Origin of the sequence: Bartonella silvatica (assembly GCF_040545155.1) — a bacterium.
GTDB lineage: Bacteria > Pseudomonadota > Alphaproteobacteria > Rhizobiales > Rhizobiaceae > Bartonella > Bartonella silvatica.
This window is the reverse complement of the sequence record NZ_JBEPLI010000018.1, coordinates 16,629-28,262: the sequence shown is the minus strand read 5'-3', so window position 1 is coordinate 28,262 and position 11,634 is coordinate 16,629. Positions and strand designations below refer to the sequence as shown.

The window sequence follows — 11,634 nt, the reverse complement described above, 5'->3', positions numbered from 1 at the left end:
CTTTGTGCAATCTTTACGAATAAACCTATAAGCTTATGATTGCTTCAAACAGTTAATTTCTTTAATGCCATTTTAAATGGTTTTCCCCAATTTTGAGGGAAATTATATGATCTCTATTTTCTATAAATGCGTATCTTTTGGTACAATTTACCTTATAACAGTTTCAAACGATTACTCTCTAATAGGTAATAAGATATTGCTATAGCATTTTTAGATTTCACGCTTCTCAATTTTGAAAACTGTAATTTTATATTTTTATCATGTGTCTAACAATCCAATCTTTAAAACAAGATGTGATCTTTAAACGTATGTTATCGATAATTTCAAACGACTAAATTTTAAAACAATGCGATTTCTGCTGTGATAAAAACGTATCATAAAATTTATAAACTGTTATGAATGATAACTGCTTTTCATTTCATTTGAATGCACCCATGCGTTATAATATTTACATCATGATTTGCTTTTTACGGTCTATTTATACATGCCAATCTTATATAAAAAATGATCAAATGAATCACGTATAAAAAAATGGATTCTTGAGTGGATTCATATAAAATAATTGCAATCAACATATTGACTTTATTGTGTTTTTATGCATAATGTGAATCTATATGTGTGCGCAATTTTACTTCTTTCCCCTGAGCAAAAGGAAATGATGTGGATTCTTGAGCCTATAGCTGAGCCTTTGTATCATCTCCAACTGCCGTTTTTCTTAGCTGTTGTTGTAAGTGGTCTGTGTGCTGCCGTTATAGGCTTATTGATTGCTCTTCCTATCTTACGTCTTGGAGGTGATTATCTTGGAATTGCAACATTAGGGTTTGCGGAAATTATTCGCATTGTCATCACAAACGCAGTCCCTATAACAAATGGCTCTTTGGGAATTAAAGGAATACCCCAAGATGCAACATTATGGTGGAATTATGGTTGGTTAGCATTTACAATCATTTTCACTGTTCTCTTGCTAAAAAGCAACACTGGTAACGTGTTGCGTGCTATTCGCGATGATGAAATTGCCGCAAAAACAATGGGGATTAATTCTTTTTTCTACCGTAGCTTTTCCTTTACTATTGGTGCCTTTTTTGCAGGTATAGGAGGAGCATTGATGGCTGCTCTGATTTCAACAATCGATCCTAAAATGTTTAACTTTCTTCTAACATTTAATATTTTGATGATTGTCGTTGCTGGTGGTCTTGGTTCAATTACAGGAAGCATTATTGGTAGTGTTATTATTACAGTTATGCTTGAATGGCTGCGTATCATTGAAAGTCCATTTGACTTAGGTTTTATACATATTCCAGAAACACCAGGACTGCGTATGGTCGTTTTTTCTCTTTTATTACTCATAATTATTTTATTTTGGAGAAAAGGTTTGTTAGGACAACATGAATTTTCGTGGAATGGAATTTATAACTTTTTAAAACGCAAGAAGCTCTCTAATACTGAGGGCAAACTATGAACGATACCATTCTTTCACTCGATGATATTGTAATGCGTTTTGGCGGACTGACTGCTGTAAATAACGTGAATATAGCAATCAAGCGGGGAGTAATTACCGGATTAATTGGTCCTAATGGTGCTGGGAAAACGACAGTTTTTAATATGATTTCTGGATTTTATGCTCCCACAAGTGGGACCATTCTTTTTGATGACCAAAAAATTTCTGGAGCACCTCCTTATGTGATTTGTAAACGCCATATTGCGCGAACATTTCAAAATATTCGCCTTTTTTCAGGGTTAACAGTGTTGCAAAATGTTATGGTGGGAGCGCATATTAGACAAAAACATTCGTGGATTTCTTCAGCTTTATTTTTTCCAAAAGCGGTGAAAGAAAAAAAAGAAGTCTATAAAAATTCAATGGAACTTCTTGAACGATTACAGCTTGATCATCTTGCCAATCAATCAGCAACAACTTTACCCTATGGTGTGCAAAGACGTCTAGAAATTGCGCGTGCACTTGCAACAAGACCAAAACTACTTCTTCTTGATGAGCCTGTTGCTGGTATGAATCCACAAGAAAGCGAGGACCTTAGAAAGTTCATAGCGAAAGTACAAAAAGATTTTGATCTTACAATTTTACTCATCGAACATGATATGAAAGTTGTTATGGGACTTTGCCAATATATTTGGGTCATGGAATATGGCTGTTGCATTGCCAATGGTACACCAGATGAAATTCGCAACAACCCTAAAGTTATTGAAGCTTATCTTGGCGGAGATGTTTATGGACATTCTTAAAATTAAAAATCTTCACGTTCATTATGGTGCCATAAAAGCTATTCAAAATCTTTCCATGTCTATAAAAAAAGGAAATATAGTCACTTTAATTGGTGCCAATGGTGCAGGAAAAAGTAGCATTGTACGATCAATTACAGGACTTAATCGTTCTATTTATGGGGAAATTACCTATAAAGGTGAATCAATTGTTAAAAAGTCACCGGAAGAGATCTTGCGATTAGGCATTGCTCTTAGTCCTGAAGGGCGACGTATTATGCCTCACCTTACTGTTTTAGAGAATCTACATCTTGGTGCTTATATTCGTCATGATAAATCGGGAATTGCTCGCGATATAGAGTGGATATTCGAGCTCTTTCCTCGTCTACGTGAAAGAGCAAAACAGTTGGGTGGCACAATGTCAGGTGGTGAACAACAAATGGTTGCTGTAGGCCGCGCCCTCATGAGCAACCCTGATATGGTCATATTAGACGAGCCTTCTTTAGGTTTGGCACCACTTCTTGTTCGGGAAATCCTTTCAATTATCCAAAAAATTAATGAGATGGGAAAAACTGTTCTTCTCATTGAACAAAATGCATTTGCGGCACTTTCTATTGCTGACTATGCCTATATTCTAGAGGTAGGACATGTCTTATTTCACGGTGAGGGTAAAGCCATGCTTTCTGATCCGCGTGTCAAAGAGGCATATCTTGGTGGGTAAAAACTATACGATATTTATATAGGGCACTTTATTTAGAAAGCACCTCTTTGATTTAAGAGATGCTTTTTTGGTCTTATAACTATGCCCACCATTTTTCAGCATGAAACATTCCAGCTTCTTGTTCTATAATGTAAGCTATCTGAAAAATAACTTCTTCAGAAAAAGGTTTACCGATCAATTGTAAGCCAAGTGGTAAACCACTTGATGAAAGACCAGAAGGAATAGAGATTCCTGGCAAACCGGCCATATTAGCTGGCACAGTAAGAATATCATTGAGATACATTGCTATAGCATCGCTTTTTATTTTTTCATCCGCAATTCCAAAAGCTGGCGTTGGTGTCGAAGGGGTGAGAATAGCATCAATACCAGCAGCAAAACAGTGATCAAAATCACGTTTTACTAATGTTCTCACTTTCTGGGCTTTTAGATAATAGTCATCATAATATCCTGATGAAAGAACATAAGTACCAATCAAAATACGCCGTTTTACTTCATCACCAAAACCAGCGGAACGCGTATTTTCATACATTTCAATAATGTCTTTTCCTGGCACACGGAGTCCAAAACGAACACCATCATAACGCGCTAAATTAGAAGATGCTTCTGCAGGAGCGACAATATAGTAAGCAGGCAAAGCATATTTTGTATGAGGTAATGAAATATCAATTATTTCAGCGCCAGCCTCTTTTAACCAACGCATTCCGTTTTGCCAAATTTCAATAATTTCAGAAGACATTCCTTCCATATGATATTCTTTGGGAACCCCAATTTTCATTCCTTTAATTGATTGTCCAAGATAACTTTCATAATCAGGAACGGGAAAATTAACTGAGGTTGAATCTTTTTCATCAAAAGAAGCCATTGATTGAAGTAAAATCGCACAATCTCGGACATCTCGTCCAATAGGTCCAGCTTGATCAAGTGACGAAGCAAAAGCAATGGTTCCCCACCGTGAACAACGTCCATAAGTTGGCTTAATCCCTACTGTTCCAGTAAATGCTGCTGGTTGTCGTATTGAACCACCTGTGTCTGTTGCTGTTGCACCAGCACAAAGCTGTGCAGCAACAGCAGCTGCAGAGCCACCTGAAGAACCACCAGGCACAAGTTTTTCATTGGAGCCTTTTTTTCTCCATGGACTAATCACAGGACCATAATATGACGTTTCATTTGAAGACCCCATCGCAAACTCATCCATATTAAGCTTGCCTAACATAACCGCTCCATCTTGCCATAAATTAGCAGTTACTGTTGATTCATAATGCGGTTTAAAACCATCAAGGATATATGAACAGGCTTGTGTATGAACCCCCTGTGTTGCAAAGATATCCTTAATCCCTAATGGAATTCCTTCTAAAGGCCTCCCCTTCCCTCCGGCTAAACGGTTATCCGATTCAATAGCCATTTTTTTTGCTTGTTCAGCTGTCACTGCCACGTAAATATTCAAAGTAGGATTGGCTAGCTCAATCGCTTTTAAATAAGCTTCTGTTAATTCACTCGCTTTAAACTCTTTCTTTACTAGAGCATCACGGGCTTGTGCAATTGTGAAATTTGTTAAATCGGACATATTGATTCTCAAGTTTTTAAAATATAATAAAATTACTCAACGATTTTTGAGACAAGGAAAAAATTTTCCTCCGTCACCGGTGCATTTCCTACGATATCTGCAGCTTTATCACCATCTGTGATACGATCTTCACGCATTCGTAAAGTCATTGGCATAACTGACGTTAAGGGTTCAACATGACTGACATCGACTTCATCCAACTGTTTCACAAAACCTAAAATGACATTGAGTTCTTGTGCCATACACTTTGCTTCATCAGCATTGACAGCAATACGTGACAAATGCGCCACTCGCTTGACTGTTTCTTGATCAACAGACATACTATGCCTTTCTACTTTCTTATTTTGCTATTCATTTATCGGCTATACAAGGCTGCGTTTGCAAGCACAAGAATATTGATAACACAAATAAATGAAGAATATAACGATGAACCTAAAATACTAAAAGGCTTAAATGATAAATCCCATGGCTATTATTAACATAAATGAAGTTATGACACATCTCTTGCCTGGACAAATCATAGCAGGTTTAGATTTAGGTAAAAAAACGATCGGAATTGCAGTTTCTGATATGGGACTCATTCTTTCAAATCCGCGTTTTGTTCTTCAACGAAAAAAATTTACAGAAGACGCTCATAACCTTATAAAGTTTTTTGATCGTGAAAATGTAGGAGCAATCGTCATTGGTTTACCTCTCAACATGAATGGGAGCAGTGGTCCTCGTGCTCAAGCTACCAGAACTTTTGTAAGCAATATGGAAGCACATACAGACATTCCATTTATTTTTTGGGATGAGCGCCTCTCAACCGTTGCTGCAGAACGCTCTCTTTTAGAAATGGATATATCTCGTGCAAAAAGAACAAGCCGCATTGATTCGGCTGCTGCCGCTTTCATATTGCAAGGTGCCCTCAATAGAATTCAAAGCCTTCATCATATAGAAGGATAAAGAACATTGAGTAAATGTTCTGCATTATATCGTGCAATAAGCATGCCGTAGGAAGACCTCCACTGCCCCCCAAGGCGACTTTCCATATAAGCATTTGCCACATGTTCTATATCGATAGAACGCAATGCTGCAGCTGCAGCTGCATATGCCACTTGTTCAACAAAAAATCTTCCTGCACCCTCATTTGCCATAGCCATCTCTACAGAAGATTTAATAATTTCAACGGTCCGTGGCCCCGCTGATCCAATATCAAGAGAAATTTTCTCTAGCAATTTCTGGAATAGTCCCGGCGCTTTTTCAGCAATGAGAATTGCATCCTTTACCAGTTGATTGGCAGAAATATTTCTTACGATCCGTGCAGGCCCATTACACAACATCTGCGATAATGGACTATCCTCTACAAAACTTTCGATTCCAAGTTGTGCAACGACTTCGCCAATAATGGGTACAACTAATTGGCTTACATGATAAGCAATAATAGGAGTCATGATTCGTGCAAAAGCGGCCTCAGAACGGTCATTTGCAGCATTATCAAATGCTCGCGCTAAACGCAAAACCAATATTTGTGCCCCTGCAACATCCAATGCAATATCTGCAAAAATGCGCTCTGTCAGAGGTGGTAAAGGCTGATCTGGTTTCTTTTGTCGAAAAAAATCCATACCAAATTGAAGAGCAGCGCGCAAAACACCTGCCGATACAACTGATTGATCAAAACGCATCATCGTTTCGATATCTTTGATGACTTTAAGCCCTTCCCCCACATTCCCCAATAACCAACCATAGCACCCCTGAAAATCAACAAGACCTTCTGGGGTTGAGGTTTCTCCGGGACGCTGCAACAAATGACGAACAGATATGTTACCATTTAATGCACCATTTTCTTGAATACGTGGAACTAAAAAGCAACTTAAATGCCCCTCTAATTCTGCACTCACAAGATACCCATCCACTATAGGATTAATAACGTTGGTTTTTATAACATTTAAACGATAGAGATCGCGCCCCATTGTTTCATCAAAAGAAATTTTCTTAACACTTGGAAAATTGAAAGAGTATTTTTCCTGTTGTTCAACATCATCAAAAGCACAAGTAAGTGAAGCCGACTTTTTACTGTTAACAGGACTAGACGATACATCATATTGACGTGATAAAAGTTCATTTTGCCATTTTTTAAAAAGTCCAACATCACTAATTAAGACTGCAATAGCTGCACTCGTTGTCATAACCTCGTTCAAATGCCCTGTTTCTAACCCAGCAGATAAAGCCAAACGAATAGCACGTGCCTGATAACGTACTCCATTTTCCGAAGACGTATTTTCCCAAAGAGAAGTGACTAAACCAGCCTGTCTGGAATATTGTTGAAGAGTTTTATAAGAAGAGTGTATCTCTAATTTCTCTATTGGCCTTCCCCATTCATCATTATAGCGCAATATTGGTCGATAACGATTCATTAAAGAAGAAAGCTCCAACGCTTCACGACTCGCTACAAAATCTCCTATTTCTTCAAAACTTGTGAGCAAAAACTTAGGTAACGTAGAAGCAATACGAAACATAAGCGTATCACTGAGAAATGCATTTTTTTGGCGGGCATTTTGCGCAGACACAGCACTCATAGGCATATTCCTATTATTCCAATCATTCATATCATAGACTATTTGTCTTTTTGCAGTTAAAAAATGTTTATCATGTTCAAATAAATGCTTGTTTAATCTGTTTAAAGAGAGATAGAAAAGAGTACTATGACTCAAAATACTTTTTTTCCGCTTTTCCCCCACAAACATCTTTTAGGCATTAAAGGTCTAAGTGTACAAGACCTTTCTACATTGCTTGATCGTGCAAATGCCAATGTTACCTTTTCTGAAAAAATGGATAAAATAAAATCGACATTATGCGGACGAACTCAAATTAATCTCTTTTTTGAAGCTTCTACACGAACACTATCCTCTTTTGAACTCGCTGGCAAAAGACTGGGAGCTCATGTGATGAATGTGGCTATTGGCAATTCATCCGTAAAAAAGGGAGAAACATTGATTGATACAGCAACAACCCTCAATGCGATGAAACCAGATATACTTGTCATTCGCCATAGCAGTGCTGGAGCTGCCGCTTTATTAGCACAAAAAGTTGACTGTTCTGTCATTAATGCAGGTGATGGTGCCCATGAACACCCAACCCAAGCTTTATTAGACGCTTTGACCATTAAAAGAACAAAAGGTCGTCTTGAAGGATTAACGGTTGCAATTTGTGGAGATATTTTGCATTCGCGTGTCGCACGTTCTAATATCTTATGTCTTAATGCTTTGGGAGCACGTGTTCGTGTTGTCGCTCCTTCTACACTCTTACCAACAGAGATTTCCCATATGAGCGTTGAGGTATTCAATACGATGAAAGAAGGCCTTCAAGATGTTGATGTTATTATGATGCTACGCTTACAAAATGAACGTATGACAGGTTCCTTTATCCCCTCTGTTCGCGAATATTTCCATTATTTTGGCTTGCATAAAGAAAATTTAGCTTATGCCAAAAACGATTGTATTGTTTTGCATCCTGGCCCAATCAATCGTGGTGTAGAAATCGCATCTGACATAGCAGAGGGACCACAAAGTATGATTCATACACAAGTGAAAATGGGAGTCGCTGTACGTATGGCTGTTATGGAAGCTTTATTGGATTCGCGTCTGCGATTAAGTGGAGAAAAAAAATGACAAAGCCAATTGTATTTCAAAATGCCCGTATTATTGATCCTTCACGTACAATGGATGAAATTGGTACAGTCATTGTTGAAAATGGAAAAATTACAGCTGCTGGAAAAGAAGCCTTAAATCAGGGAACCCCTGAAGGAGCAGAGATTATTAACGCACAAAATAAAGCAATTCTTCCTGGTCTTGTTGATGCACGCGTTTTTGTTGGAGAACTCGAAAATGAATATCATGAAACAATGGCATCAGCAAGTCAATCCGCAGCAGCTGGTGGTATTACTTCTTTCCTTATGATGCCGGACACAAATCCAGTCATAGATAATATAGCGCTTGTTAAATTCATAACGTATATAGCACAAGAAGTATCATCGGTTAATATTTATCCTGTTGCGGCAATAACGCAAGGTTTTGATGGACAAACAATAACCGAATTTGGTTTACTCAAAGATGCAGGAGTCATTGCTTTTAGTGAAGGCAAAAAAACACTTCAAAGTTCATCTGTCATGCGATGCGCAATGACTTATGCACGTGACTTTAGTGTACCATTGATGCACGAAACACAAGACCAAGACCTTATTAGAAAAGGTGTTATGAATGAAGGTCTCTTGGCAAGTTGGCTTGGTCTTTGTGGAATACCCCGTGAAGCAGAAGTCATCCCACTTGAAAGGGATTTGCGTCTCGCGGCATTAACACAAACACGCTATCATGCAGCACAAATATCGACAGCACTATCTGCTAACGTATTACGCTTAAGCAAACAACAAAATGAGAAGATATCAGCGGGAGTATCCATTAATCACTTGTCTCTTAACGAAAATGACATCGGTGAATATCGTACCTCTTTTCGTCTCATGCCTCCATTGCGTACAGAAGAAGATCGTATAGCAATGACTGAAGCAATAAAAGACGGAACAGTCGATATTATCGTTTCTTCCCATGAACCTCAAAATATTGATACCAAATGTTTACCATTTAATGACGCTGCTGCAGGAGCCGTTGGTATGGAAACTTTATTGAGTGCAGCTTTACGTCTTTATCATGATAAAACTATATCCCTGTTACGACTTACTGAACTTTTATCAACAGCACCTGCAAAACTCTTTGGCCTGAATGCAGGAACACTCAAAAAAGGTGCTCATGCAGATATTATTTTAGTTGACCTTGAGGAACCATGGGTGGTTTCTGCGGAAAAGTTACATTCACGTTCAAAAAATACCCCTTTTGAAAAGGCACGATTCCAAGGGCGTGTTGTCCAAACTTTTGTTAAAGGGCAATCAATCTTTAAACTTGATCAATCAATTTAATGAGACTTTTAATGAGTGAAAGTGAAATATTTTTTCAGTTTTCTACATGGCTGATCTTTCTTATATCCTATCTTATGGGATCTATCCCTTTTGGTTTACTTTTTACGCGATTAGCTAAACTTGGTGATGTGAGAACAATTGGTTCTGGAAATATTGGGGCGACAAATGTTCTAAGGACAGGAAATAAAAAAATCGCTGCTTTCACACTTCTTTGTGATATGTTGAAAGGAACTGTTGTTATTTTTGTTGTAAATCTTTTAAATCCTCCAACAGAAAACAGTATTCTTGTTTTTTTAGCTGGTTTTTTTGCCTTCTTAGGTCATCTTTTTCCCATATGGCTTAAGTTTAAAGGTGGGAAAGGTGTTGCTACTTATTTGGGTATATGCCTAGGATTTTACTGGCCAGCCGCAATTATTTTTATTCTTTCATGGATCGTAACTTTTTTACTCACACGCTATTCTTCATTATCTGCACTCATTGCTATTATAATTACTCCGATATTGACTTATTTTTCCTCTCCTTATCTCTATGGATATTATATGCTGATCGCTATGAGCATAATAGTCATTATAAAACATCGTGCAAATATCAGTAGACTATTCGCTGGAAAAGAAAGTAAGATCGGTATTTAAGCAGCTATGAATAAAGGAATCCTTCTCACGGATCGTCAACGCTTAAACTGGCTACGATTGTTGCGTAGTGAAAATATTGGAGCAGTGAGTTTTCGTAATCTCATTGATCATTACAAAACAGCAGAGAATGCTTTAGAAGCACTTCCTGAGCTTAGTAGAAAAGGTGGTCTTTCTGCACCTATTCGAATAACGACGATAGAAGAAGCGGAAGAAGAAATACAAAAAGCCGAAAAACTGGGCATTCAATTGATTGGTATAGGAGAACCGGATTATCCAACCTTTCTTAAGGTTACAGAAGCCTCACCACCTCTGATTGCTATAAAAGGCAACGTCTCTATTTTTAAAAAACCTTCCGTTGGGATTGTGGGGTCTCGAAATGCGTCAGCAGCTGGTAAAAAACTTGCAGCTCAATTTGCGCATTTTCTTGGAGATGCTGGCTTTACAACAATTTCTGGATTGGCTCGTGGAATTGACAGCACAGTACACAAAGCAAGTCTTTTAACAGGAACAGCTGCAGTGATGGCTGGTGGAATTGATCACATTTACCCTCCTGAAAACAAAAAACTCCACGAAGACATTCTTAATAACGGTGGAGCCATTATTAGTGAAATGCCTATTGGTTGGAAACCACGCGCTATCGACTTTCCGAGAAGAAACCGCATCATTGCAGGTTTATCACTTGGTCTCTTGGTTGTAGAGGCCGCACTGCGATCAGGATCCTTAATTACCGCACGTCAAGCCTCCGATATGGGAAGATTGACTTTTGCCATTCCCGGTTCTCCACTTGACCCAAGATCTGTTGGGACAAACAACCTCATCAAGGATGGAGCCCTGCTAACCACACACCCTTCTGACATCTTAGAAATACTTACACCATTAACGTCATCTTCTATGAATCCTCAACTCAATTTTTTTGAAGAGCCAGCTTCTCTTCAGCTTGAAAAAAATAGCTTTAGCGCACCTGATGAAAAAACAAGTAGTCCTCCCGAGATCGCAGACGATGCAGAACGCGCAGCTGCCCTCTCTGCTCTTTCAACAACTCCTATCGATTTAGACACGCTTAGCACCCATTCCGGTGTTTCACTCCCAAGCCTCTACCTCCTACTGGTGGAGCTAGAGCTTGCTGGAAAGCTTATTCGACACGCTGGTGGTTATGTGTCATTGTCGAATTCGAATCTTCCCCAAGAGCCTCAGCACTATTAATAATACTTTGCCCTTCCTTGGCCACCATATCCAGAAGCAATGCTAAAAGCGGGCTACGCGCCTGACGTGCCATATGATTCATTTGTTTTGACATATCTGTAATATATTGGATGACTTTTAAGTGATTTATAAACATAATTCTCTATCCTTGAGCATTTTCCCTCTACCTCTCAATAGATTTTATCTTAGCATTTTGCCCTATATTCTTGTATTAACAGTAGAAAAACAAATCGTGTAAATTCATATAGGGTATATTTCAATAATAACAATCACAAGTTGTACAATATTAATGTTTTTTGTATGGCAAACATTTTTTTATGTGTTCTTCACCAATTGCCATTAGCTATTCACG

At 38.3% G+C, this 11,634-nt stretch carries 11 protein-coding genes and 1 pseudogene; 8 read left to right on the top strand and 4 right to left on the bottom strand.

Translation table 11 applies throughout. From position 1 onward, the window contains the following. Positions 1-604: 604 nt before the first annotated feature. The 3 genes and pseudogenes from ABID23_RS06590 to ABID23_RS06580 all read left to right on the top strand — a co-directional run. Positions 605-1,459 (top strand): annotated as a pseudogene (locus ABID23_RS06590) (branched-chain amino acid ABC transporter permease); the annotation flags it as partial. After that, positions 1,456-2,238: an ABC transporter ATP-binding protein gene (locus tag ABID23_RS06585; protein WP_354190515.1), complete on the top strand. Its 783-nt coding sequence runs from the start codon at positions 1,456-1,458 to the stop codon at positions 2,236-2,238. The pseudogene ABID23_RS06590 and the gene ABID23_RS06585, both read left to right, overlap by 4 nt. Further along, entirely contained in the window at positions 2,225-2,935 is a 711-nt protein-coding gene (locus ABID23_RS06580; RefSeq protein ID WP_354190513.1) for an ABC transporter ATP-binding protein, read from the top strand. Before ABID23_RS06585 ends, ABID23_RS06580 begins: the two co-directional genes overlap by 14 nt. A 79-nt stretch (positions 2,936-3,014) precedes the next feature. On the opposite strand, the gene gatA is transcribed toward ABID23_RS06580, so the two are convergent. Both gatA and gatC read right to left on the bottom strand, forming a co-directional pair. Beyond that, positions 3,015-4,499: an Asp-tRNA(Asn)/Glu-tRNA(Gln) amidotransferase subunit GatA gene (gatA, locus tag ABID23_RS06575; protein ID WP_354190511.1), complete on the bottom strand. Its 1,485-nt coding sequence runs from the start codon at positions 4,497-4,499 to the stop codon at positions 3,015-3,017. A gap of 32 nt (positions 4,500-4,531) precedes the next feature. Next, positions 4,532-4,819, bottom strand: a complete 288-nt coding sequence (gene gatC / locus ABID23_RS06570; protein ID WP_354190509.1) for an Asp-tRNA(Asn)/Glu-tRNA(Gln) amidotransferase subunit GatC — start codon at positions 4,817-4,819, stop codon at positions 4,532-4,534. 145 nt (positions 4,820-4,964) lie between these two features. On the opposite strand from gatC, the gene ruvX reads away from it, so the two are divergent. Beyond that, positions 4,965-5,444: a Holliday junction resolvase RuvX gene (gene ruvX, locus ABID23_RS06565; RefSeq protein WP_354190507.1), complete on the top strand. Its 480-nt coding sequence runs from the start codon at positions 4,965-4,967 to the stop codon at positions 5,442-5,444. Here the strand turns inward: ruvX and ABID23_RS06560 are convergent. Beyond that, positions 5,429-7,057, bottom strand: a complete 1,629-nt coding sequence (locus tag ABID23_RS06560; RefSeq protein WP_354190505.1) for an acyl-CoA dehydrogenase family protein — start codon at positions 7,055-7,057, stop codon at positions 5,429-5,431. The two genes, ruvX and ABID23_RS06560, sit on opposite strands and share 16 nt — an antisense overlap. Positions 7,058-7,183: 126 nt before the next feature. Here ABID23_RS06560 and ABID23_RS06555 point away from each other — a divergent pair, with 126 nt between their 5' ends. From ABID23_RS06555 to dprA, 4 genes are read left to right on the top strand one after another with little or no spacing between them, the layout of a single operon-like run. Next, the gene (locus ABID23_RS06555) at positions 7,184-8,149 is read left to right on the top strand and encodes an aspartate carbamoyltransferase catalytic subunit (RefSeq protein ID WP_354190503.1); all 966 of its coding nucleotides are present in this window, start codon (positions 7,184-7,186) and stop codon (positions 8,147-8,149) included. Next, complete coding sequence (locus ABID23_RS06550; RefSeq protein ID WP_354190501.1) at positions 8,146-9,447, top strand: dihydroorotase; 1,302 nt, start codon at positions 8,146-8,148, stop codon at positions 9,445-9,447. Before ABID23_RS06555 ends, ABID23_RS06550 begins: the two co-directional genes overlap by 4 nt. An 11-nt stretch (positions 9,448-9,458) precedes the next feature. Then, positions 9,459-10,079 (top strand): glycerol-3-phosphate 1-O-acyltransferase PlsY, encoded by a 621-nt coding sequence (plsY, locus tag ABID23_RS06545; RefSeq protein WP_354190499.1) that lies wholly within the window; start codon positions 9,459-9,461, stop codon positions 10,077-10,079. Positions 10,080-10,085: 6 nt separating this feature from the next. Beyond that, a complete protein-coding gene (gene dprA / locus ABID23_RS06540; RefSeq protein ID WP_354190497.1) occupies positions 10,086-11,282 on the top strand; it encodes a DNA-processing protein DprA in 1,197 nt (398 codons plus the stop codon). Here dprA and ABID23_RS06535 read toward each other — a convergent pair. Next, the gene (locus ABID23_RS06535) at positions 11,212-11,418 is read right to left on the bottom strand and encodes a hypothetical protein (RefSeq protein WP_354190495.1); all 207 of its coding nucleotides are present in this window, start codon (positions 11,416-11,418) and stop codon (positions 11,212-11,214) included. The genes dprA and ABID23_RS06535 overlap by 71 nt on opposite strands. Positions 11,419-11,634 lie beyond the last annotated feature (216 nt).

Coding starts and splice junctions, on each gene's coding strand:
- ABID23_RS06585 (WP_354190515.1), top strand. CDS start 1,456: ATGAACGATACCATTCTTTCACTCGATGATATTGTAATGCGTTTTGGC.
- ABID23_RS06580 (WP_354190513.1), top strand. CDS start 2,225: ATGGACATTCTTAAAATTAAAAATCTTCACGTTCATTATGGTGCCATA.
- gatA (WP_354190511.1), bottom strand. CDS start 4,499: ATGTCCGATTTAACAAATTTCACAATTGCACAAGCCCGTGATGCTCTA.
- gatC (WP_354190509.1), bottom strand. CDS start 4,819: ATGTCTGTTGATCAAGAAACAGTCAAGCGAGTGGCGCATTTGTCACGT.
- ruvX (WP_354190507.1), top strand. CDS start 4,965: ATGGCTATTATTAACATAAATGAAGTTATGACACATCTCTTGCCTGGA.
- ABID23_RS06560 (WP_354190505.1), bottom strand. CDS start 7,057: ATGAGTGCTGTGTCTGCGCAAAATGCCCGCCAAAAAAATGCATTTCTC.
- ABID23_RS06555 (WP_354190503.1), top strand. CDS start 7,184: ATGACTCAAAATACTTTTTTTCCGCTTTTCCCCCACAAACATCTTTTA.
- ABID23_RS06550 (WP_354190501.1), top strand. CDS start 8,146: ATGACAAAGCCAATTGTATTTCAAAATGCCCGTATTATTGATCCTTCA.
- plsY (WP_354190499.1), top strand. CDS start 9,459: ATGAGTGAAAGTGAAATATTTTTTCAGTTTTCTACATGGCTGATCTTT.
- dprA (WP_354190497.1), top strand. CDS start 10,086: ATGAATAAAGGAATCCTTCTCACGGATCGTCAACGCTTAAACTGGCTA.
- ABID23_RS06535 (WP_354190495.1), bottom strand. CDS start 11,418: ATGTTTATAAATCACTTAAAAGTCATCCAATATATTACAGATATGTCA.